21 protein-coding genes and 1 tRNA gene are annotated in these 23482 nt (G+C 56.5%); 6 read left to right on the top strand and 16 right to left on the bottom strand.

What is annotated here, in order from left to right; genetic code table 11:
- Nucleotides 1-5: 5 nt before the first annotated feature.
- The 4 genes from GM415_RS13290 to cutA form a co-directional block, all read right to left on the bottom strand.
- Entirely contained in the window at nucleotides 6-590 is a 585-nt protein-coding gene (locus GM415_RS13290) for an adenylyl-sulfate kinase (RefSeq protein ID WP_158948958.1), read from the bottom strand.
- A gap of 3 nt (nucleotides 591-593) precedes the next feature.
- Nucleotides 594-1676, bottom strand: a complete 1083-nt coding sequence (locus GM415_RS13285; RefSeq protein ID WP_158948956.1) for a phosphotransferase family protein — start codon at nucleotides 1674-1676, stop codon at nucleotides 594-596.
- A gap of 110 nt (nucleotides 1677-1786) precedes the next feature.
- Nucleotides 1787-2722, bottom strand: coding sequence for a carbohydrate kinase family protein (locus GM415_RS13280; protein WP_158948954.1), 936 nt, complete (start codon nucleotides 2720-2722; stop codon nucleotides 1787-1789).
- Nucleotides 2723-2794: 72 nt separating this feature from the next.
- Entirely contained in the window at nucleotides 2795-3115 is a 321-nt protein-coding gene (cutA, locus tag GM415_RS13275) for a divalent-cation tolerance protein CutA (protein ID WP_158948952.1), read from the bottom strand.
- Between the two features lie 126 nt (nucleotides 3116-3241).
- On the opposite strand from cutA, the gene nth reads away from it, so the two are divergent.
- The 3 genes from nth to GM415_RS13260 are packed head-to-tail and all read left to right on the top strand — an operon-like array spanning nucleotide 3242 to nucleotide 5643.
- The gene (gene nth, locus GM415_RS13270) at nucleotides 3242-3877 is read left to right on the top strand and encodes an endonuclease III (RefSeq protein WP_158948950.1); all 636 of its coding nucleotides are present in this window, start codon (nucleotides 3242-3244) and stop codon (nucleotides 3875-3877) included.
- Nucleotides 3878-4996, top strand: coding sequence for a tRNA guanosine(34) transglycosylase Tgt (tgt, locus tag GM415_RS13265; RefSeq protein ID WP_158948948.1), 1119 nt, complete (start codon nucleotides 3878-3880; stop codon nucleotides 4994-4996).
- Nucleotides 4997-5001: 5 nt separating this feature from the next.
- Nucleotides 5002-5643, top strand: a complete 642-nt coding sequence (locus GM415_RS13260; protein ID WP_158948946.1) for a YdcF family protein — start codon at nucleotides 5002-5004, stop codon at nucleotides 5641-5643.
- 24 nt (nucleotides 5644-5667) lie between these two features.
- Here the strand turns inward: GM415_RS13260 and GM415_RS13255 are convergent, their stop codons facing one another.
- The 12 genes from GM415_RS13255 to lysS form a co-directional block, all read right to left on the bottom strand.
- Nucleotides 5668-7080, bottom strand: coding sequence for a YhjD/YihY/BrkB family envelope integrity protein (locus GM415_RS13255; protein WP_158948944.1), 1413 nt, complete (start codon nucleotides 7078-7080; stop codon nucleotides 5668-5670).
- Nucleotides 7081-7159: 79 nt separating this feature from the next.
- On the bottom strand, nucleotides 7160-10315 hold the full coding sequence (locus GM415_RS13250) for an AsmA family protein (RefSeq protein WP_158948942.1): 3156 nt from the start codon (nucleotides 10313-10315) through the stop codon (nucleotides 7160-7162).
- A 1-nt stretch (nucleotide 10316) separates the two neighbouring features.
- On the bottom strand, nucleotides 10317-11216 hold the full coding sequence (locus GM415_RS13245; protein WP_158948940.1) for a damage-control phosphatase ARMT1 family protein: 900 nt from the start codon (nucleotides 11214-11216) through the stop codon (nucleotides 10317-10319).
- Between the two features lie 133 nt (nucleotides 11217-11349).
- Nucleotides 11350-12183: an LpxI family protein gene (locus GM415_RS13240; protein ID WP_158948938.1), complete on the bottom strand. Its 834-nt coding sequence runs from the start codon at nucleotides 12181-12183 to the stop codon at nucleotides 11350-11352.
- Nucleotides 12183-13001, bottom strand: coding sequence for an acyl-ACP--UDP-N-acetylglucosamine O-acyltransferase (lpxA, locus tag GM415_RS13235; protein ID WP_158948936.1), 819 nt, complete (start codon nucleotides 12999-13001; stop codon nucleotides 12183-12185). Before lpxA ends, GM415_RS13240 begins: the two co-directional genes overlap by 1 nt.
- On the bottom strand, nucleotides 13001-13459 hold the full coding sequence (fabZ, locus tag GM415_RS13230) for a 3-hydroxyacyl-ACP dehydratase FabZ (protein ID WP_158948934.1): 459 nt from the start codon (nucleotides 13457-13459) through the stop codon (nucleotides 13001-13003). Before fabZ ends, lpxA begins: the two co-directional genes overlap by 1 nt.
- The gene (gene lpxD / locus GM415_RS13225; protein ID WP_158948932.1) at nucleotides 13452-14498 is read right to left on the bottom strand and encodes a UDP-3-O-(3-hydroxymyristoyl)glucosamine N-acyltransferase; all 1047 of its coding nucleotides are present in this window, start codon (nucleotides 14496-14498) and stop codon (nucleotides 13452-13454) included. Before lpxD ends, fabZ begins: the two co-directional genes overlap by 8 nt.
- A gap of 5 nt (nucleotides 14499-14503) precedes the next feature.
- Complete coding sequence (locus tag GM415_RS13220; RefSeq protein ID WP_158948930.1) at nucleotides 14504-15022, bottom strand: OmpH/Skp family outer membrane protein; 519 nt, start codon at nucleotides 15020-15022, stop codon at nucleotides 14504-14506.
- 27 nt (nucleotides 15023-15049) lie between these two features.
- Nucleotides 15050-17770 (bottom strand): outer membrane protein assembly factor BamA, encoded by a 2721-nt coding sequence (bamA, locus tag GM415_RS13215; protein WP_158948928.1) that lies wholly within the window; start codon nucleotides 17768-17770, stop codon nucleotides 15050-15052.
- Nucleotides 17760-18443 (bottom strand): ABC transporter ATP-binding protein, encoded by a 684-nt coding sequence (locus GM415_RS13210; protein WP_158948926.1) that lies wholly within the window; start codon nucleotides 18441-18443, stop codon nucleotides 17760-17762. Before GM415_RS13210 ends, bamA begins: the two co-directional genes overlap by 11 nt.
- The gene (locus GM415_RS13205) at nucleotides 18436-19665 is read right to left on the bottom strand and encodes a lipoprotein-releasing ABC transporter permease subunit (RefSeq protein ID WP_158948924.1); all 1230 of its coding nucleotides are present in this window, start codon (nucleotides 19663-19665) and stop codon (nucleotides 18436-18438) included. The genes GM415_RS13210 and GM415_RS13205 overlap by 8 nt, the downstream gene beginning before the upstream one ends.
- A gap of 30 nt (nucleotides 19666-19695) precedes the next feature.
- Nucleotides 19696-21204, bottom strand: coding sequence for a lysine--tRNA ligase (gene lysS, locus GM415_RS13200; RefSeq protein WP_158950927.1), 1509 nt, complete (start codon nucleotides 21202-21204; stop codon nucleotides 19696-19698).
- Between the two features lie 276 nt (nucleotides 21205-21480).
- On the opposite strand from lysS, the gene GM415_RS13195 reads away from it, so the two are divergent.
- From GM415_RS13195 to GM415_RS13185, 3 genes are all read left to right on the top strand, one after another.
- Nucleotides 21481-21556, top strand: a tRNA-Asn gene (locus tag GM415_RS13195).
- A gap of 193 nt (nucleotides 21557-21749) precedes the next feature.
- Nucleotides 21750-23060 (top strand): hypothetical protein, encoded by a 1311-nt coding sequence (locus tag GM415_RS13190; RefSeq protein WP_158948922.1) that lies wholly within the window; start codon nucleotides 21750-21752, stop codon nucleotides 23058-23060.
- Between the two features lie 220 nt (nucleotides 23061-23280).
- The gene (locus GM415_RS13185) at nucleotides 23281-23445 is read left to right on the top strand and encodes a hypothetical protein (protein ID WP_158948920.1); all 165 of its coding nucleotides are present in this window, start codon (nucleotides 23281-23283) and stop codon (nucleotides 23443-23445) included.
- Nucleotides 23446-23482 lie beyond the last annotated feature (37 nt).

Raw genomic sequence — 23482 nt, 5'->3', positions numbered from 1 at the left:
GGCGACTACGCTTCTGAAACCCAGCCGTCTACAAAGTGCAAAACTTTTCCCAAGCAGGTTGTTTTGTCCATTTTGGAGTTGTCGATAAGCAATTCCGGATGGGGACTTTCCTCAAAGGGCACATCCACCCCGATGACTTCGCCAAGCCCTTCAACGACCTCGCCCGTGATACGTCGGCGCAAGGCCTTTTGATACATTCCGGCCATGACCAGCCCGCCAGGACGATTAGCCTCGCGCTCCATGGCCGTTTCCAATCGGCAACGAAGAAAGATTTCGGCAAACCGCGGAATGCGCTGCCTGGCATATTCCCGAAACGCGGCCTTGTAGGCGGAACCATCCATGATCACGAACCGCCCCTGCCCGACTATTTCGGCGGCCTCATCAACGAACATGGCATAGGCCCGCTCCCGCTCCTGGGCGGTGTAAGCGGGTTCCGGAAAATATTCCTTCCGCTTTTGGTCCATCTCCAGAATCACCGGTTCAATGCCCCGGGCCAGCAGATGGTCCCGGATGCCACGCACCAGGGTGGACTTACCGCATCCCGGCAGCCCCACGACCCAAATGGCCCTCCCGTCGCTTGCCCCACCCATGGCCTACTCCATGTACCGGTTGATATGTTCCCAATCGAAAACCTCGTCCTCCAGCACATTGACCATCAGATTGAACAACCTGCCGCGAACCGAGGCCGGATGGTCTGGATACCACTCGGGCGAGGCTATGACGAGCCCACGGAAGACAAAGAACGGCGCCATGACCTCCAGGACCTCATTGTCACCGGTCCGCTCCAGATACTCCTCAAAATAGGCACGGTACATGGCCTCGAAGGGGCCTGCCAACCGATCGTGATCGTAGAGACTCCAGAGCAGGTAATTGACAGCCATGGTCGCCAGGTCGCCGCCCGGTTCGCCCCACTCGCCCCTGCTGCGGTCCAGGACGGAAAAGTCGCCGGTTCCGGTAGCCAGGATGTTCCAGGGATGGAAATCCCCGTGCACCGCGCTGAGACGGTGGGCGTATCCCTTCAACTTCCATCGCCAGTCAATGAGTCTTTTTTCCAGAGCCACGAAACGCTCATCGGTAAATGGTGGGTACGGATGCGGGTAGGCCTCGTCCACCAAACCGAGAATGCACTCGCTGGAACCAATCAGGTTGCGGATACGGCGGTAGTAGAGGTGGGGATCGTCGTGCTTGGTGCCATGAATCCTGGCCAGCCAGCGGGCGAAATCCCTGGCGCACTCCACGTCCGTTTCGCGGAAGTCGCCGCCCCTGATGCGGTCTAGATCGAGGAAGTAGTCGTACCCTTCCAACTTCTCGTTGACGATAAAGAACTCCTTGGGGTCCTCCACCGGCACGAGGGTATCTGAACCGTTCACGTAGCCGAGTCCCAGGGGACGGACGTGACGCTCCATGCGCGCCGAGGTCTCGTACTGGAACATGAGAATGGCGGCGCGATCCCAATAGAACTGGTGGCCGTACTTGTCGCCCTTCATGACCGACAGCACGGCCTCCCGCTCTTCGCCTCCGACCTCGAACCGGATGAGAAGGGGCTTGCCGTAGCCGAACCCCTTCATTCCCTGCTCGTCCAGGTTGCCGATGTCACCCGCTCCGATGAGCCGGGCATCATCGCCGAACGCGCGTTGCAGATACCGCTTGATGGACTCGATCTTCAATTCGATCACGGGAACCTCCCGGGCTGGTGATTGGCAGGCTGCGACAAACGGTCACCCGCTACACAGCCCGCATTTTCCCACGGCCTTCTCGGCAAACCGGTCCCCTTCCCTCGCCGGAATCATTCCAGCGGGCCGAAGCTCGCCTCGTAGCGCGCCGTAAACTCCTCCAAGGTGAAAGAATGCTCCTGGGTGCCGCTCTTCTCAACAGCGTAGGCAGCGCAGACCGAACCAAGCTTGCAGGAGTCGGCAACGGTCTTTCCCATGGCCAGCCCTTTGAGCAGGCCGGAGCGGAAGGCGTCGCCCGCGCCGGTCGGGTCCACCACGTCGTCCACGGGCACGGCAGGGATGTCGGTCACCTCGCCATTGCAGTTGACCACGGAACCGTGCTCACCCAAGGTGGTAATGAGATAGGCCACGCGATCCAGAACCTCGTCCTTGGTCAATCCGGTTGCGTTGAGGATCATCTCCAGTTCGTAGTCGTTTGTGATCAGAATCTCGGCACCGTCAAAGGCCTCCAGCAACTGCTCGCCGGTAAAGGCCGGGATCTGCTGGCCGGGGTCAAAGATGAACGGAATGGAGTTTTCCCGATAGTAGCGGGGATGGTCGATCATGTCTCCGAGATTGCCGGGAGAAATGATACCGAGAGCCTCGGACGGATCGATCCTGCTCATATCGTACTGGCTGGGATACTTCATGGCGCCGGGGTTGAAGCCGGTAATCTGGTTGTCCGACTGGTCGGTGGTGATGTATGCGCCCGCAGTGAACTCGGTCTCGATGGTGCGGATGCCCTCCACTGAGATGCCCACCTTGTGCAGACGCTCGTCGTAGGAAGCGAAGTCCTTACCCACTTGGCTGAGGAGGACCGACTTCTCTCCGAGCAGCGCCAGGCTGTAGGCGATGTTCCCGCCCGTGCCGCCAAACCGCTCATCCAGTCCGTCCACAAGGAAGCAGACGTTCAAAATATGTATTTTATCCGGCAGGATATGATTGGAAAACTTGTCGGGAAAGGTCATGATGCGGTCAAAGGCGAGTGACCCGGTGATATAGATCTGCATTCTTCCTCCTGAAGATACCGTTTTAGTGGCCGCGAGGGTAATGGGTTGTCGCCGGGGAGTCAACGGCCCGCCTTACTTCCGGCCGGTTTCCGCCCTGATCCATTCAAGAAAATCGTCATTGCCGCCAGTGATGGGCAGGCAGACCACGCACGGCACCTCATAAGGATGCAGTGCCTTGATCCGATCCGTTGCCGCGTCCGTCAAGTCGTCGCGCGTCTTGGCTATGAGCACGGTTTCATCCCCCTGCTGTACAGCCCCGTCCCACCAGTAGAGTGACCGCATACCGCCCAGGATGTTCACGCAGGCCGCCAGCCGCTCTTCCACCAGCGCCTTTCCTATGATTCCGGCCTGGTCTTCGCTTTCACAGGTCACGTACATGAATACCTCGGACATGTTCCCTCCCGTATGGTCCTGCCTTCAGGATACATGCTTTGGTGGAGGACGCAACGGGAATCCGCTCCACTCGGCACTTGAGTCGCATGACGCCAGGTGCTAACCAGAGCGGCGAAAGGAGACCTCATGCGAAAGAAAGAACGCGCAAAGGAAATATACGACCGGCTGGCCAAACGCTATCCCTCGCCCGAGCCCGCCCTGCACTGGTCCACGCCGTGGGAACTGCTGGTGGCCACTGCGCTCTCTGCCCAATGTACTGATGAACGGGTGAACATGGTCACACCCGTCTTCTTCGAGCGGTGGCCGGAGATAAGCGACGTGGCCGAGGCCGACGTCACCGACATCGAGGACGTGGTCCGCTCCACGGGGTTCTTCCGCAACAAGGCCAAAAACCTCAAGGCTGCGGCCACCAGGATCATGGAGGTATACGGCGGCGAGGTGCCGAAGACCATGGCCGAACTCATCACCCTGGGCGGCGTGGCGCGCAAGACCGCCTCCATCGTCCTTGCCAACGCCTTCGGCGTAAACGAGGGCATCGCCGTGGACACCCATGTGAAGCGGCTCGCCTTCCGCATGGGCCTGACAACCAAAACCGACCCCATCCAGATCGAGAAGGATCTCATGCCGCTCTATCCCCGTGAGCAATGGGGCGATGTGAACCATCTGCTCGTCTTCTTCGGCCGCGAGGTCTGCCCTGCCCGCAAACCCAAATGCGATGAGTGCGAATTAAACGACATCTGTCCGAAAAAGGGAGTGAAATAAATGAGCACCCCCGGTGATTTCAAAATCCACGCCACCGACGGCGAGGCGAGACGCGCCACTCTGACCACGGCGCACGGCGATATCCAGACCCCTATCTTCATGCCTGTGGGCACCCAGGGCACGGTGAAATCCCTGACCCCCCTGGACCTGGAGGAGATGGACGCCCAGATCATCCTTGGCAACACCTACCACCTATACCTGCGACCGGGCGACGACCTGGTGGCACGCCGGGGAGGTCTGCACAAGTTCGCCAACTGGAAACGGCCCATCCTGACCGACTCCGGCGGCTTCCAGGTTTTCAGCCTCCAGGAAATCCGCAAGCTGAGCGAAGAGGGCGTTGAATTCCGCTCTTACATCGACGGCTCCAAGCATTTCTTCTCCCCGGAAAAGGCCATCGACATCCAGAAGAACCTCGGTTCGGATATCATGATGGTGCTCGACGAGTGCGTGGGCTATGGCGCGGACAAGGACTACACCAACAAATCCCTGGAGATGACCACCCGCTGGGCCAAACGCTGCCGGGACCACTATCCCAAGGGAAGCGGCGGCCAAATCATGTTCGGCATCGTCCAGGGCGGCTTCTATAAGGACCTGCGAGAAAAAAGCCTGGAGCAGTTGCGGGAGATCGACTTTGAGGGCTTCGCCATCGGCGGCCTGTCCGTGGGCGAATCAACTAAGGAGATGTACGACATCCTCCACCACATCGCGCCGAAAATGCCGTCAGACAAGCCGCGCTACCTCATGGGCGTTGGCACCCCACTGGACCTCCTCGAAGGCGTGTCCGCAGGCGTGGACATGTTCGATTGCGTGCTGCCGTCCCGCAACGCCAGAAACGGCACCCTGTTCACATCCCAGGGCAAGATCAACATCAAGCGGGCCGAATTCGCCGAGGATGACTCTCCTCTGGACCCGGAGTGCGGCTGCTACACCTGCCGCAACTTCACCAAGGCATACCTGCGCCACCTGTACATGGCCAAGGAGCTGCTCTCCTACCGCCTCAACACCTACCACAATCTGTACTTTTACCTGGATCTGATGAAACAGATAAGAGCGGCCATCGAAAACGGCACCTTCGCCGAACTCAAGGCCAAATACGAAGCCGCGTACGCAAAGGGATAAGAGCCATGAAAAAACTCGTTCGCGCAATGCTTCAGGCCATCGGCGCACTGACTGTTGTCGTCATGCTTGCCGGTGTGGGTCTGGCCGCCTTCGCCGGATACTGGATGCGCGTGGACGAGCCGCCGATCAAGGCGGATTACATCTTCCCGCTGGCCGGCAACGACAATAGGCTGATCGAAGCCGTGGAGTTGTACAAGCAGGGATATGCGCCCGTCATCCTGATCAGCATGTCCAAGGAATATCCTCCCACTCCACTCGACAGAACCAAATGGCTGATAGGCTTCCCCGACTATCCCAGAATGGAATTCGTGCGCAGGTTGGTGTCTGTGCTAGGCGGGGACACCAAAAAACTGGAACCCTTCGGCAACGGTCACGTCAGCACGCTTGAAGAAATAGAGGCCTTAAAAAAACACCTTAATGGCAAGCGGGTGTCCCTGCTCGTGGTCACCTCTCCAGAGCACACTAAAAGGGTAAAGATAATCCTCGACGACCTGCTGCCCGAATGTGACATCACGGTCATGGCTACCAAAGAGGGAGCTTTCGAGACGAAGTGGTGGAAGGATCAGCGTTCGGCGCAAAGGCTGATCATGGAGTTTGCCAAAACTCTGTATTACCTGGCAGGAGGCGCGTACCGCTCAACGGATTAATTTCACGCCGGAAGCCAGCCCGGATTACAGATCCGTATCGGCCACCGCGTGATGACATTCGCCCGCGCCCTGTTCCGGTGCGATGTCCAACACATAGCTCGGATATTTGTCAGCGCACTCCAGCAGGGTCAGATTGGCCTCGCTCTCTCTCGTAGCCTCACCGAGTTGGGCGAACAGCTTGTCGAGAAAACCGAACTTCTCGGCGAACGCCTTGAAGATACGATTCTCCCCGTCCATATTGATAACGCGGACGATGTCCAGAACACGCACATGGTCCAGACTGCGGGCCGGGGCGTAGACCTCACAGCCCTGGATCTCTGTCAGAATGGCATACCCCGCCCTCTGCAGCAGATTGAAAAGATCGGACACCAGGGAGACCGGAGCCATAAGCCCGTCGGATATCTCCTCGACTGACGGCAACGGCTTGCCATCGTGAAACCGCTTGGCCAGCACAATCATCATCAGCACGGCGATCTTCTGCCTCTCAAACGGCGTAGCCTGACCGAAATAGCGTTGCTTGACGAAGGAATTGATGTTCTGCCAGGCGTAGCTGACCTCCGCTCCCAGCAGCACTATGACCCAACTTATATAAATCCACATGAGCAGAACCGGCAGTTGGGCGAAGCTGCCGTAAATGGCGTTGTACTTGGCCGCCCCGATCTGCCAGTTGATGTAGCCCCACTGCGCCAGCTGCCACAAAACGCCACCCACCGCTCCGCCGATGACCGCCGAGGAAAACCTGACGCGGATATATGGAATGAAGGCGTACATCATGGTGAAGGCCAGGATGATCAGCAGATACGGCGTCATTTTCAGAAAAAGAGTTTCCAGATACCCGATGGTCTCCACACTCAGGACCGTATTCACGATCTGCTGGTTCTGCAGGCTGACGTTGAAACTGGACGCCACGAACAGAATGATCGGGCCGAAGACGATGACAGGGAAGAAGTCCGCCACCTTGCGCCAGGTGGAGCGTCCCTTCTCCACGTGCCAGATGGTGTTGAAGGCCTTTTCAATGGTCCCGACCAGGGACAGCACCGTAAACAGCAGTGTGGCCACGCCCACCCATCCCAGAGCCTGAACGTTGGTCCGGTCGATGTATTCGATGATCTTGTCGGCCACCTCGGGTTTCCCCGTGGTCAGACGCAGGACCCAGACGCGCATTGTGTCGGTGTTCTGCAACCCGAACCCCTTGGAAATGGAAAAGGCCACGGCGAGAAACGGAACGATGGATAGGATTGTCGTAAAGGTCAGGGCTGCGGCGCGACTGATGCACTGATCCTGCATGAACCCAAAAAAGATGAGATACAAAAGGCGACACGCCCCCCGCCAAAGGCGAACGAGAACGGGAGTATCCGGGGCGTTACGGACCCAGATGGATTCGGAAAAATGACGTTTCATCTCCCGTGAGGTGTGTGCGAGCTTTGCCGGGGTCATGTCTGCTCCATGAAAACGGATAAATTCTGCTGAAAGGGACCATATCCCATTCTTCGCCCGCCAGGCAAGCCGCCGCGTATCAATTGAACAAATCGCGCAGGAATTTGAAGGACTTCTCTGGCAGGTTGAGAATATTGCGCACCGTGTCGTTGACGATCTTTCCCTTGGGAATGTTTATCTCGGGATCGGATAATCTTCCGCTGATGCGAACCGTCACGCTTGGCACCGCCACGAAATCATTTCGAATTGAGAGGTCAATGGAGTCGTCAGGCAGGTTAAACCACCCCTTGCCGGTAGACTGAAGAATGGGCGGGGCCTCCAGGCTCAGGGCTTCAACCTCGAAAATCCCCTGATTCACCGCGCAGGATGCCTCGGCACGTTTGAACGAAGTCCTCTGGTTTGCACGAGAGGGCGTACCGCCGACCAGCACGGTGTCCTTCTGCTGCGGGTCCGCAGGCACGTCCCTGTAGCCGGAAAACTTGTAGGAGCCATCGTTGATCATTCCCCGAGCCTTGCCGCTCAAATTCCTGACGATGTCGTCGTCCGTGCCCCCCTTGCTGGTAAGGTCGAAATCGAGATTCGTCCTCCCCCGAAGGTACTCGCGCTCAGCCAGATCTCTCATGAGCGGTCCGGCCTGGGCATTTTTCGCGTGCAGTTGCAGACGGGTAATCAAGTCCCTGGCCCGAATCAGTCCGGTCCACTCGCCGGTCAAAATTCCTTCGTAAAAATCGCCGTGCAGCCTTGAAATATAAATCTTCCCCTTTTCCGCTTCAATGTGCCCGGTCAGATTTCTTGTGCGCATGGAGGCCAGCTTGAATTCCTCAAACCGGGCATCGCCGCTCAAATCGAGCGCACGCAGGAAAACGAGAGGCAGGTCCACAGGCGGGGCCTTGTGCACCTTGCCAGCCCGTTTCTCCTCGGGCGTCGGGCCGGTCGAAGGCGGCAGGTAGCGGTCCAGGTCGAATTTGCCGGCCTTCAGTGTGAAGGAGAGCTTAGGATACATATATCCCTTGCCATCCACCACCCCCTCGAACGGGGTGCCATCGACATCACCATTGAGATTGGCCAGACGAAACTGCTTGTCATCAAATGAAAAATCCGTCGATAAGCGCACCTTTCCCAAGGCATTGACATCCATGGTCCGAAGCCGAACATCCGTCAGGAGATAGATCATGCGCCGAACGTTGGCACCCGGCACATCCAGCCTGCCAGTGCCCTTCAAACTCTTCCAGTCGCTCAGCTGCACCTCTCCACCGACGGAGGATTCCAGCACCTTGGCCCTAACGTTGCGGGCGGCAACGGAGCGCCTCGCCGTATCGAATGAGATCAACCCGTTCGCACTGACTCGACTGGGTTTACCCGACAGAGTGCCGGCCGCCCCGCCCTTGCACTGCAAACCGGAGCTGGCGGCATGACCGCTCTCCATGGCAAAGGCCAGCGGTCCCTGGGCCGACAGGGAAAAGCTGTCCACTCGTCCCTCACCATTCCCTCGCAGTGAGATATCCGCGTCATAATTCAATACGCCGCCCAATTCCTGTTTTCGGGGAACGAATTTGAAAGAGCCTTCCAATCCTGCATAGCGAAGCGAATGGGTGACTTTTTCCTGGCGGAACGTCCCATTTCCCGGCCCTAGAGACAAAGTTGCGTCTGTTTTGACATAAGCGAGGATATCCCGGACCAATCCCGCCGGGGTACAAGGAACCGAGGCAAAAGAAAAATCACCATCAAATTTGCCGGGACCTGTGGTTGAGAGGCTAGAGAAGGACAAAAACGGGACGCCCTGCTCCGCAGTCGACGCTCGCAGGCGCAATGTACCGCCCAAGGTGGGAATCCGGGAGCCTTTCTTCCGATCTACGAGAAAATCTGACTGCGCCATGAATGTGTCGCCTTTCGCGGTCCCGGCTTCAAGCTCGAACGATAGCCCTTCATCCCGTGCTCCGACCTTGAGACTGACATTCTCAAAAGCCTTTCCCCGAAATTTCAGGTGGCCCAAACGCAGGCTGCCGCTTCCTCGAAATACGGCGAGCGCGTCCAACGGGATATCTCCCCAGACCAGAGGAGCGTTAGAAGCGGAGAAGGATTGGAAAAGTTCCAGATCGACACGATTGCCCTTGGCGTCGAACGTAAATACAGGCTTGGCGTAGTCCTGCATCCGCAGCTCACCCGTAAGGACGGTCTCGCCTACGGAAACCGTTGTTTCCTGCAGTGCCAAGCCGGATTGATCCACGCTGAACACTGTTGAAAATTCGCCTGTTCCAAGCCCCTTCAAGGCCTCGGAACTAATGTTCGGGAAAAAACGTCTGGCCAGAAACGAAGGCGAGAATGGCTTGATGTGGAGTCGCCCGTCAAAATGAACTCCCTCGTTCAAATTGCCTGACCTGATTTCCCCTTCCCCCTGAAGGCCGAGCAGCCTAAGCGTCACGTTCTCAAAGGCCAGCCTCTTCTTTTCCCAATCCAGGTCCACATTAGCCAACAGTTCGCCAGGACTAGCCCCCTTTGGCAAAAAGGCTCCACCCACAGAAGCGTACAGATTGCCGTCTCGAAGCTGGAATCCCTTCCCATCGCCTCCGGGCTCGATGATTCCCTTGAGCACGAATCTGGCGTTAATGCCAGGCAATTTCCACGTCAGCATGCTGGTGGCGGAAAAGGGTATGTCACGGCCTGCCTCGATGGCGCCGGTTCGAATGGCTATACCTTGCAGGCTGATTGTCTGATTATCTGCCATGTCCCGATAGGCAATCGATGCATTGACGACCTCCAAATCGCTTAGGGTGATGTCCGAAGCGCTCTCCCCTCCTGATTCGGGAAGCGATGCCAGCCTGGATTGCCGATCCAGCACCGACTGCCAATTGAGCTCGCCGTCCGGAGACTTGAGGATGTTGATGCGCATGCCCTCGACCAGGATGGAGTGCAGCTCGAAGCGCTTTGACAGCAGCGGTAACAGGCGGGCGCTCACCCGCAGGGTGTCGAACTCCATCAGCGGTTCACTGCCGAACTTCTCGTCACCGAGCACGGCAAGATCAAGTACCTCAAGCGAAACGCCAGGATACACCGCGACATTCAACTCACCACGTAGAAGCACGGGCATGCCGGTCAGTTGTTCGGCAACCTTGACGAAGTTGTCCTTGAACTCGTCCGTATCCACGTACCAGGAAGCCCAGAGAAGAATCGCGGCCGCCACAATGACGAGGGCAACCGTGATCTCACCAAGTATAATCCAAGCACGTCGGAGCACGTTACTTCTCCATTTCGCAAGAACAAACGGACGAATTTGTGGTAATGTGCAATGCCGAACTCCCCAGAGGCAGGCCCGCGTCGCGAGCCACACGCTCACATTTGACCTTGAAGGCGCAGAAAACCCCTGGCCAGACACCCTCCAACGCCTCGAAATTGCCCTGGCCCTTGCTCAGGATGACATCGGCCTGGCGCATGCGCTCTACGAAATCCGGGAAACAGCGCTCAATGACGGTGCCCGGAGTGTCCACACCGCTCTCCACTACCTCGCACAAAGCGGTGAGACCTACGGCTTCTGCATCTGCCATGGTGGCGTCGTTGATGACGGGATGGGAACGGACCGCGTAGGTGACGTGGCAGCCCAGCCGCTGCAACTCTTCTACCAACAGAGTGTCGAGTACTATCTCCCCGGTGTTGTCTCCGAGAACGAGCACATCTGCACCTTTCTTAAGCCGCGACTGGAGACCGGCCATGATTTCAGGGTCAAGGGATTGGGAAACGCAGGCCAACTCAGCCTCCCAATCCACGTCGATGTCAACGCCCCGATCAATATAATTGCCGACCACGGCCATTTCGAGGACAAGGCTCAGGGGATCGCCCCCATCCTTGCCCCGTTCTGCTTCGATCATGGCCCTGAGTTCCGGCATCAGTTGCTGCACCCGCGCATTGGCCTGCCGCTTGTCTTCCAGGTACAGATCGCCGCACCCGGTCTTCTCACGAATCAGTTCAGCAAGATGCCGAGCAAGGGCCGGAGGCGAGTCTCCCAGGTCATATTCGCCCAAGCGACGTCCCCACTCGACGATGATTTCGCGATGCAATTCCTCGTCTCCCGGGCAAGCTAATTCGGCCTCGTGGAGCGCCATACGCATGAAACACGGCATGCATTTCAAAGAAGTTTTCATTGCTGTATATCCTTGATCCGCCCCTAATAGGTTGGGACGATAATTCGCAAAACTCCAATGAGGAATCGCACATCGCCTCCGGCTTGGCAAGAAGCGGAGATTGATGCGAGAAGAATGCCGCAAAAAAGGGGAATCAGGATTCGAATTGATCGTTGGTCAAGCCGACGATGGAGATGCCGTGTTTGTCGGCAAAAGCGATGCTCTCTTCCTGGTCGAAGAACAGGCTCTTCCCTGCCTCGACCCCAAGGCATGTGGCGCCGCCCTCGGCCATGATCTCCAATGTGCCGAGACCGAAGCTGGGCAGGTCGACCTGCTCCTGTTGTCCAGGCTTGAAGACCTTGACCACCACACACCCCTTGCCGCCGAGTTCACACCCGCGACGGATGGTGGCGTCAGTGCCCTCCAACGCCTCCACGGCGGAGACGATACCCTCGCGGGAAACCAGACACTGGCCGATATCCATCCGACCGAGTTCCTTGGCGATCTTCCAAGAGTAGGAAAGATCCTCCCATTCCCGCTCATCCGGTTGCCGGCGAGTCATGACGCCTTCTGGCGTGAGTAGTTCCGGAAGGTATTCATGGGCAGGAATGACAGGCATCCCCTCCCGCTCCATTTCCTTGGCCAGGGTACCGAGGATGGCGGAATCGCCCTTGTTTTTCTGCTTGAAGAGGAGTTTGACGGCGCGCATGTCCAAATGCCGGATATCCATGACCTTGGGTTTGTCTATGGTCCCGGCCATGATGATCCGTTCCACGCCGTTGGATTTGAAATAATCAATGAGCTTGCCGAGCTTGCCGAGTTTCAGCTCCTGCCAGACATCGGCATACCGGGCAACCTCCATATTGGTATGCCCGGTGAATCCGGCCACCACCAGCCTGCCGCCGTGCGCCTTGACGCCCTTGGCCACCAGTATGGGAAACTGGAGTCCTCCGGCGATCAGGCCGATGGTGGTCGCTTCTTCACTCATTAGTCGTCGTGGCTCTCGGAGCAGTTGCGCTGCTTGTGATCGGGAGTCACTCCTTTCTTGGCCTCGCGAATGAAGGCCGTGAGGCGCTCCACTTCCGGGATGCCCGGCAGTTCCTTTTCCGCCTGGGCCATGCCCTCTTCCCGGGTCAGACCAGAGCGGAAAATGATCTTGTACGCCTTTTTGAGCGCCTTGCAGGCTTCCGTGCTGAAGCCATTGCGCTTAAGGCCGATGAGGTTGGGGCCGAACAGCATGCCACGTACTCCATGGGCGAGCATGAAAGGCGGCACGTCAAGCTTGTACCCGCTGGCTCCCCCCAGGAAGGCATATTCGCCGATGCGGATGAACTGCTGCACCGCGGACATGCCGCTGATGATGACATTACGTCCCACCTCGACATGTCCGGCCAGGTTGACCGAGTTGGCCATGATCACGTTGTCGCCGACCACACAGTCGTGGGCAATATGGGCATAGGCCATCAGCATGCAGTTGGATCCCACCACGGTTTCCTGAGCGCCCTGCACCGTTCCTCGATGAATGGTAACGCACTCGCGGATCTGGTTATTATCACCCAGACGGGTGTAGGTCTTTTCGCCCTTGTAGGCAGTATGCTGAGGTTCTCCACCGATAACGGCATGAGGATGGATATGATTGTTTTTCCCCATCTCCGTATAGGACTTGATCACAACGTGCGATTCAATCCAGGTCCCGTCGCCGATCTTGGTATCCGCTCCGATAACGACGTAGGGTCCGATGCGAACATCGGCTCCCAGTTCGGCGGAGGGATCGATGACCGCGCTCGGATGTATGTCAGTAGCCACTACATATCCCCTTTATTGGCCACGGTGGCAGAGAACTCGCCCTGGGCAGTCACCTGTCCGTCGACCTCGGCTACACCGCGCATTTTCCACATGTTCAGCTTGTGCCGCTCGTAAAAGACGTTAAGCTCAAGCCGGTCTCCAGGCACCACCGGGCGGCGGAATTTAACCTTATTCAGCCCGGTAAAAAGAAAAATCTTGTCTCCCAGAGACTCCTCGACGGAGTTCATGACGAAAATTCCGCCCGCCTGGGCAAGGGCCTCCAGTTGCAGCACGCCAGGCATGACGGGCAGGCCCGGAAAATGCCCCTGGAAATAATTTTCGTTCATGGAGACGTTCTTGTACGCCTTCAAACGGACTCCGGACTCGAATTCAAGCACCCGATCCACCAGCAGGAACGGATATCTGTGAGGAAGCATCTCCATGATCTTCCGAATGTCCAGTACGTGTTCGTTACTCATCTTCATCCCCGTTGGTTACGGTCCGTTTCAGCGCTTCAAGCTCTTTTTCGAGTTTCTTGACCCGCTTGAACAGGTCGGGGAGCTTGGGCATGCAAACGCCCGAGGCCTTCAGAAAGGTTCCAGCAGGCATTACCGGCGAACCAGCCATCTTGCTGCCGGGAGCGACTTTGCCAGCTACTCCGGACTGTGCACCGATCATGGCGCCGTCCCCGATCTCGGCATTGTCGGCAACACCGACCTGTCCTGCGAGAACAACACCATCGCCGACCTTGGTACTGCCGCCAACACCGACTTGTCCGATTATCAGGCAGTGCTGTCCGATTTCGACATTGTGGCCAATCTGCACCAGGTTATCGAGCTTGGATCCCATGCCGATGCGAGTGGAATCCAATGCGGCTCTATCGATGGCGGCATTGGAACCGATTTCCACGCGATCCTCCACCGTGACGTTTCCGATCTGCGGAATCTTCATATGGCCCATCGGAGTCTGGGCAAAACCGAAACCGTCTCCGCCGAGCACCGCACCCGGTTGGATGATGACATCGTTCCCCACGGTCAAACCGCCCATGAGGACGCAGTTGGGGTAGAGAATGCAACCGGTTCCCACCGAGGTTTTCTCTCCGACATAAGCCCCGGCGAAGACCTGGGTGCCCGCGCCGATGACCGCCCCGGCGCCAATGAAGGCAAAGGGGTAGATCGTGGCGCTTTCATCCACCACGGCATCGGGGTGGACGTAAGCAAGCTCGCTCACCCCGCTCATGCAGCCCTGCGGCTCGGCAAAAATCTCAACGACCTTGGCCAAGTCCATGTAGACGTTGCCGCTGACAAGGGCCCGTTCGACCTTTTCAACGTACGGGCCGGAAGTGAGAACACATCCGGCCCGGGTTTCACTCAGTTGGGGAGCATACTTGGGATTGACAAGAAAGGAGACCTCGTCTTCACGCGCCTTTTCCAGCGTATTCACGCCGGTAATTTCCAGGTCGCTCCCGGTGTATTCCAACCCCAGCTTTTCAGCCAGGGCAGACAGCATGATTTTCATGGAAACTACTTTCCAGCCTTCTTCAGCTTGTTGAGTGAGTTGACGATATCCTTGGTCACGTCCACGCCATCAGCGGCGTACACAATGTTATTGGTCGATTCGATGATGACGGTGTAGCCATTGGACTTGCCATACTCGTCGATCACCTTGATCACCCTCTCAAGGATGGGCTGGCGCTGCTTCTCGGACTCGGCCTGCACCTTCTGGCGGAAAGCGACCAGGCTGTCCTGATGATCACGAATCTTGCGACGGAACTCGCGCTGGCGATCCTGGCGGGCTTCCAGCTTGAGCGCCACATTCTGATTCTTCAGTTCGTCTTCCAATTTTTTAATTTCTGCTGCTTCTTTTTCAAGCTCCTTTTGCATGGGCTCGAACTTTTGCTGCATCGATTTGGCGATTTCCTTGCCGTAATCGGAATTAAGAACAGCCGCCTGGATGTTGACGATGCCGATTTTAGGCTCCGCATAGGCGGTGGCGGAAAGAACCAACGTAAAGACAACGGCCATAAACAATGCTTTTTTCATATCACTTCTCCTTGAGATTGACTGCGCTTAAAATTGCTGTCCCATCAGGAACTCGATCTTGTGACGTCCGCTGGTACCGATCCTGTCCATACCGTAGCCGTACACGAAACCGATCGGCCCCATTGGGGAATACCAATTGATACCTGCGCCCACACTTTTGTAAAGACCGAAGCTGGGGCTCGTCCCCTTTCGGGTCGGGGAAGAGAATATCATTTCATCTTCCTTCCAGGAGTTACCTGCATCAAAGAAGAGCAGCGAACTGATGCCGTATTCCTTGCTCAACAGCCGCTTGAACTCCAAGTTCGTATAAAACGCCTTGGTACCACCTTCGGAGGAATCATCCGAATCCAGCGGCGTGATGGCATAATTCGAATAACCACGCACAGTACTGATACCACCAAGCTCGAAACGCTGGTCGGTGGGCACCGTGTCTCCACCAAAGTTCTTGTGCAGGAATCCGGCCCAGAACTTGGAATGGAAAACAACCTCTTCAAAGATCGGTGTCCACCAGCCGAATTCGCCGGTATACTTGACGAAGTCATCCGTACCAGCCAGCGGTCCACCACCGAACTGAATACCCAGAGCAGTCCTTGTTCCAGTCGTCGTATTCCGGAAGGAATCCCTGGTATCCCTACTGAAAGAACCGGATAGCTGACTCAGGAAATGCGATCCTTTATCATCCTTGACAGTGTCGGAAGCATCGTCATCAACATCGCTGATGACATAATAGTCTCCGGTATAGCCCCAAGCCAAAGATGAATATTCGCCAACAGGATAGCTAAAGGACATGCTGCCGCCAGTGGAAGACTTGTCATAAGTACTGTACTCCGTTGCCCTGCGGTGCACCTCAGTACTGAATCCAACATCGGTATCATTAATGTGCGGATTCCTGAATGACAATGTAAAGGACGTCTTAACGCTGCTGAATGCGGCATTGAGGGATAGGTTATATCCTTTGCCGAACAGGTTCGCCTCGGTGATGTTGGCAGCCAGATAGACATTCTCATAGGTGGAATAGCCGATGCCACCGCCGATTCTTCCCGTGGACTTGTCCTTTACCTTGACCATGAGGTCCATCTCTTCGGGATTACCAGTGGGAACCGGAGAGATGTCGATCTTTTCAAAGTAATCCAGGTTGGTCAGCCTGGCGTGGGAACGCTTGAGCTTGCTGCCACTGAACATATCGCCGTCGGCAAGACGCATTTCGCGCAGAATAACGTTGTCGCGAGTGATCGAATTGCCCTCGATAAGGACCCGACGGATATGGACACGCTGATGCTTGGTAATGGTATAGACGACATCGACAATCCTTTTTTCAGAATCATCTTTGAGGTTTACCTGCACATCCGCGTAGGCGTAACCATAATTGTTGTAATGGTTGGTCAAGGCATCCACGTCACGTTTCAGCATTGTCCTGTCGAAATATTCGTCCTCTTCCTTGAGCGAATCGATCGAAGTTACGGACAACAAGCGATTCCTGTCGTCGATAAGATCGCCCTTGAACAGGGTTTCCCCCATCTTGTACCGTTCGCCTTCCCATACCTGGTAGATGACCTTGATGCCGTCATCATTGATTTCCACCTCAGGACGGCCGACCTTGACGTCGATAAATCCCTTGCTCTGGTAGAAGGCCTGAATGGCGGCCGCATCACGGTCAAGAAGTTCTTCCTTGAGCACGCCGCTATTGGAGAAGAACGAGAACATCCCGCGTTCCTTGAGCGCCAGAACGTCCTTAATATCATCCGGATCCATCTGCTTGGCACCGTCTATAACCACCTGCTCGATATACAGCTTGGGGCCCTCGTCGATGACAAAGGTCAGTCGCGCCACGCCGGTTCCGGTATCCTCTATCTCATGGGTTACCTTGGCTTTGTAGTAGCCGTCCTTGCGGTACATCTCGCGGATGACACGGATATCATCGGCGAGAACCTTGGGGTTGACGAGACCGCCCTTCTTCGTGGAAATCGCTTCCATGATGTCTTCGGAATCAATGGCGTCGGAGCCACGAACACCGAGGGCCTGGATACGCGGTTTCTCTTTGACCACGAAGACGATCTTCTTGCCCTCGGGGACAGTATCCACTTTGACCTCAACGTCATCGAAGTAACCGAGATCATAAATATTCTTGAGTGCCGTATTAACTGCCTTGGCGGAGAGCATGTCACCCTTCTGCAAGGTCAGACGCATGAGAACCACGTCCTTGTCCAGGACCTGAGTGCCTTCCACGTCAACTTCTGCGATGACATCGAGCCTGAGCAGATCCATCTTCATCCGGTCCACTAGGCCGTCCACGGCGGGCAGAAGGTTAATCAACCCTTGCTCGGTCACGGAAATCTTCTTGCCGGTTGTGGACTGGAAAGAATCAACCAGGCGTGCATCCAGTGTGAGGTCATCGCCGATCTGGTTCAGCGAACCGTAAACGGTAAAACCAGCTCCGGCGAGCAGTCCGAGCTGCCGTGCCGTATTCGTCGTGATGGAGGTGATGCCCTTTTCCTCGATCAGACGGGTCACTTCCGCATTGTCCACCACCTCGAAACCGGCCTCGCGCAGGCGGTCGCCCAGCAGTTCGGGCAGGCTGTCCTTGAGATAGGAAAGATCTTCGCCCGCGTTGATCTCGAAAGGTAGCACCGCGACCTTCACGTCCTGCGTGACCTTTTCTGCGGCGCGAACCGGGCCACCGACCATGAGTACAATCATGAGAACGGCGATGGCAGGGATCACCAAACTGCGAAAACGACTACTGAGCATAGAGTTCTCCTAAGCGCAATTCCACACGCCGGTGCATCATGCCGGCGAGTTCGGGATTATGCGTGACGACAACAAATGTCATACCCAATTCATTATTAAGAGAAACCAACAAGTCACCTATCCTTGTGCCGTTGTCTTCATCCAGGTTTCCCGTGGGTTCGTCAGCCAGAAGCACCTTGGGCCTGAGCAAAATGGCCCTCGCGATGGCGGCCCGTTGCCGCTCTCCCCCGGACAGTGTCGTGACCTTGTGCTCAAGTCTGTGCGCAAGGCCAACCATGTCCAATGCTTCCTTGGCCAACCGCAACCCCTCGCTCCTTCCCATGCCCGAAATAAAGGCAGGCATGGCTACGTTCTCCAAGGTGGAGAACTCCGGCAGCAGGTGATGGAACTGAAACACGAATCCAATGTCGCGATTCCGTACCCTTGCCCGCTGACGGTTGTCCAAAGAGGAGAGATCAACGCCGTTCAAAAAAATTTTTCCGGCCGAAGCCTCGTCCAGCGTACCGAGCATGTGCAGCAGAGTCGTCTTGCCCGAACCGGACGCTCCCAGCACGGCCAGGGATTCCCCCCGCTCAATTGTCAAATCTATCTTGCGAAGGACACGAACAGCCTCAGTAGGGCCTTCGAACTCCTTCTCCACGGCGACCAAGCGGTATAAAGGTTCTTTACTCATAACGCAAGGCGTCGCTGGGGCTCAGTGCCGCAGCCCGGCGCGCCGGGTAAATGGTCGCCAAGAAACACAATAAAAATGCCGCACAACCAATGGCCGCCAGATCTATCGACTCCAGCCGCACAGGCAGGTAATCCACCGGATAAACGTTGCTCGGCAACTTGATGAACTGATATTTCTTCAGCAGCAAACTTACCGGCACACCGATCAAGAATCCGATAAACGTCCCTGCCAACCCGATGAATGTCCCCTGCAGCATGAAAATGCGCCGAATGCTTTTATTATCAGCACCGATGGACATGAGCACCGCAATATCCTTGGTTTTCTGTATTACCAGCATGACCAAGGTTGTGACAATGGAGAAAGACCCCACCAGCACGATCATTGCCAGGATGATGAACATGGCGGTTTTTTCCAGTTCCAACGCGGCAAAAAGATTGGCGTTCATGTCCTGCCAGTTGCGTACGTACACTGTAAAGGAACCGATCTTGTCCTTGAGTGCCGTGGATATGCTCTTCACGTTGTAGACGTCATCCACGCTGATCTCCAGGCCGGAAACAACATCTCCCTTGAACCCGAGCAGTTGACGCGCCGCAGGGATGGTCACGTAACCAAGTGTCGAATCGTACTCGAACATACCGGTGCGAAAGACACCCGCCACGACAAACCTGCGGACCTTTGGCGTGAATCCAGCCGATCCTGAGCGGCCCGCCGGAGAAAGCAGGTTCACCTGCGACCCCTGAGTCAGGCCCAGCCGCTTGGCCAGTTCCGACCCGACGATGATACCAGGGGCATCTCCACCAACCTCAAGGTTCGCCACGTCACCGCTGATCATGTCCTTGGACAGGCTCAGAACTGACTTGGAGGATGCGGGGTCAATGCCTCGAAGAACGACGCCCTTCACCCCATTGCGGGTGGAGAGCATCACTTCGGAATAAATGAACGGTGTCACGCCGGTCACACCCTCAACCTGGCTCGCTTCCTCGGCCATCTCACGGTAATCACTGATACCGCCCCTGACCGAAGTGACCAGTATGTGCGCATTCACCCCGAGGATCTTCTCTCGGAGATCATAGGAAAACCCATTCATGACCCCGATGACCACAATCAACGCACCCACGCCGATGGCCACGCCGCACACTGCGAACAGCGAAATGACGGATATGAACGACTGCTTGCGCAGAGCGAACAGGTATCGCAGGGCTACGAACGATTCGAATCGCATAAACGGATTCTTTTAGTGGGCGGCTGCGCCTTACCCAACCTCCGGTCTGAGTAGCGGGAACAGGATGACTTCCCGGATGGAGGCACTGTCCGTCAGCAGCATGACCAAACGGTCGATGCCTACGCCCTGGCCCGCCGCAGGCGGCATGCCGTATTCGAGCGCGCGAACGTAATCTTCATCCATGAAGTGGGCCTCTTCGTCTCCGGCTTCCTTCTCCGCAACCTGATCCTCGAAACGGGCCCTCTGGTCCGCGGGATCATTGAGTTCTGAGAAGGCGTTCGCCATTTCTCGTCCCGTCATGAAAAGCTCAAAACGGTCCGTGATGTCGGGGTTCTCCTCATTCCTGCGGGACAGGGGAGAGATGTCCGTCGGGTAATGATAGATGAAATGCGGCTGCACCAGCTTGGGCTCGACCAGCAGATCGAAAAGCTTGGCCTGCAGCTTACCCAGCTTCTCCCCTTCAACGACCTTCTCGCCCTTTTCCTTGACCAGCGCCTTGCACTGCTCATAGTCGGTGTAGACTTCGGGGGAAACCCCGCCGATCTTTTCCAGGGACTCATGGAACGGCATGCGCGTCCAGGCCCCGACGGAGAGGTCGATCTTATCGCCCTGGTATTCCACCACGGACGATCCCGTGACCTTCACGGCGATGCGCGAAAACATCTCCTCGGTCAGGTCCATGAGGTCCTCGAAGTTCGCATACGCCCAGTAGAACTCCAGCATGGTGAATTCCGGATTGTGCTGGGTGGAGATGCCTTCGTTGCGGAAGTTGCGATTGATCTCGTAAACACGCTCGAAACCGCCCACCAGCAGACGCTTGAGGTAGAGCTCGGGCGCAATGCGCATGTAGAGCTTCATGTCCAAAGCGTTGTGGTGCGTCTCGAAAGGCTTTGCCGTGGCGCCGCCCGGGATGGCCTGCATCATGGGCGTTTCCACTTCCATGAAGCCCTTCTCGTCCAGGAAGTTACGCAGCTCGCGTACCACGCCCGTCCTGATCTTGAAGATCTCCTTGGTGCGGGGCGTGACGATGAGATCCACGTAACGCTGGCGATAGCGAGTCTCCACGTCCTTCAGGCCGTGGTACTTCTCAGGCAGCGGTCGCATGGATTTCGTCACCAGCTTGAATTCGCAGGTCTTGACGGTCAGCTCTCCGGTCTTGGTCCGGAACAAGCCGCCGACAATACCGACGATGTCGCCGATGTCCGTCTTCTTAAAACGTTTATAGGCTTCCTCGCCCAACTCGTCGCGGGCGGCGTAAACCTGGATTCTGGCGCTCCGGTCCTGAACATGGAAAAAGGTTACCTTGCCGAAGGAGCGGTAGGAAACCACCCGTCCGGCAATGGCGAACCGTTCGCCGCAGGATTCAAGGGCATCACCGTCAACTTCATCAAAGCGATCCCAGATCTCCTTGATCTCGGTGTCGCGTTTGAAGTCGTTGGGGTAAAGATGAATATTCTCGTCCAAAAGACCGCACGCTTTTTCCACACGGGTCTTAATGACGGGGTTCAACTCGTCCTTGGCCTGAAGGGCCTCGAGCATGGGCATAAACTTGGCCGCGTAAGGCGACTTCGTTGCAAGCTTGATTTTCTTATTTTTTTTCTTATCTTGTGACAATGTATTTTTCCCTGTCCCTTGAGAAGTCTAGAAAAATGCAAGAGACGTTGAATGCGTAAGCCAAATAACGCTTCCAGTCAAGAAAATGGCCCCTTTAACATCCGGTTTCATCAAGAAGGCGAAATATGAAAAAAGTCAATTTTTTTTCTTGACCGCCACATTCGATTTGTTTAAACCCTCTTTCGCTTCGACGGCAAATGTTCCCCAGTAGCTCAATCGGCAGAGCGGGTGACTGTTAATCACTAGGTTCGCGGTTCAAGTCCGTGCTGGGGAGCCAAAGAAAGTACAACCCCTTACGATAAATCGTAAGGGGTTTTTCTTTTTTTACCGCACTATATTCCCTGATCCGGTTTGACATTCCCCCCTAGGAAATGAATCATTGCCGCCGATGGAGCTTCCCATCGAGGACGTAAACCAGACCGGCCCCCTCCTTATGGAGTGAGGCCGGAATCTGTAGCAACGGGGGCATCTTGCCGACATTTCCCATACCCAGCATCATTGTTGTCGTAACCGCACTTTCGGTGGGTTCCCTGCTCCTTTTCTACCGTCCCCTGACCGACTCCTCCGCCTGGCGGGCCACGGTCACGCCCCTGGCTTCGATCATGGGCAGCGGCTTCCTGGTCTGCGCCCCCCTGCTCTACGCAAACGTGGGCAACTATGCGGTGTTCGCCATGGCCGGATTGCTCGCCCTCGCCTATGCCGTGGGATCGGTTGTGCGCTTCAATATCCGCTACGGCGAGGACATTTTCGAGAAACACGCCCCCGAAGACTCCTGCCGGGACGAACACAAGGCGCACGTAGGCCACTGGAATGCGGCATGCCGGGTCAAGGTGGATGAAGCTGCGGATGTTTTGGAAAAAATATCCCATTACGCACTGGCCGGAGCCTATTGCGTATCCGTCTCCTATTACCTGCAACTATTGGCCAGCTTCGCCCTCCAACCTCTATCCCTCACCAGTGCTTGGATCGGCAAGACGCTGGTGACTCTTATCCTTGCCGGGATCGGCATCATCGGCACTTCGCGCGGCCTGAAGGGAATCGAAAAAGTGGAACGCATCGTGGTCGGCTTCAACCTGGCCATGATCGCAGCCCTGGTGACCGGCCTTGTCTATCATAACGCGGCGCATCTGACCGAAGGCACCTGGCAACTCGGGCAAATGCCCTTACCGAAAGACAAATTCCACATCCTGCGTATCCTCATGGGCCTGCTCATCGTCGTTCAGGGATTTGAAACCTCCCGTTTTCTTGGGGCAGAGCACTCCAAGGAGGAGCGCATCCGCACAATGCGCCAGGCACAACTCATCTCCGCCGGAATCTACCTGGTCTTCATCGCCATGATGGCAGTGATCATGAACGGGGTAAGCGGTGCGGCTCAGGACGGCATCACTGCCATCGTCACCCTTTCCGGCGCGGTCGCGCCTATCCTGCCCGCGCTGATCACCATCACGGCCATCGGCAGCCAGTTCTCGGCGGCCACAGCGGACGACGCAGGCTGTTCAGGCCTGATGGAGGCGATCATGACCAAACGAGTTCCGGCCAAATACGCTTACCTCCTCGTCTCGTCCCTGGCCATCGCCCTGACCTGGCTCACGGACGTGTACCAGATCATCAGCTACGCCTCCCGAGCCTTCGCCCTCTTCTACGCCTTGCAGTGCGTGGTAGCCCTCCTGGTCATGCGCTCCTCCCGCGCCGTGGAGTTCTCCAGGCGAAAGGCGGTCATGTTCGGCAGCCTCGCGGCCGTCTGTGCCCTGGTCACCCTCTTCGGAATTCCCGCCGGTTAGCCGCCCTTTTCACGCTCTCCAACGATTTTATGCCACCTCCTGTCCAAGGAGGAACACCCTTCTGTTCCGGGAGAATTTCCCGACTCTGACGAGTTACTCAACACCCCTGAATCAAAAGATTTTATCGCAACCATCCGTTTCTCCAGCCAATTCCGAAAGTTGGGTTTTCTGTCGAAATTTACCTTGCCCGAGGCAAGCGTTTGGAGTAAAAATCCTCATTATGGATACTATTCTGATAACATCAATCATTGTTGGTTGCGTAGCCGCCGTCGGCTTCATCTTGTATGCCGTGAACAGCAAGAGAAAGCCCCATGAGCGGCCCAATATCAATATCGATTTCGACCTGGCCAAGGAACGCGAGGACAAAAACCGCTACTTCAGCTAGATCGCTCCCCCTCTTTTCAACAGGCCGGCCCTAACCA

This window comes from Pseudodesulfovibrio cashew (assembly GCF_009762795.1).
Lineage (GTDB): Bacteria > Desulfobacterota > Desulfovibrionia > Desulfovibrionales > Desulfovibrionaceae > Pseudodesulfovibrio > Pseudodesulfovibrio cashew.
This window is presented reverse-complemented; position numbering and strand designations above follow the sequence as displayed.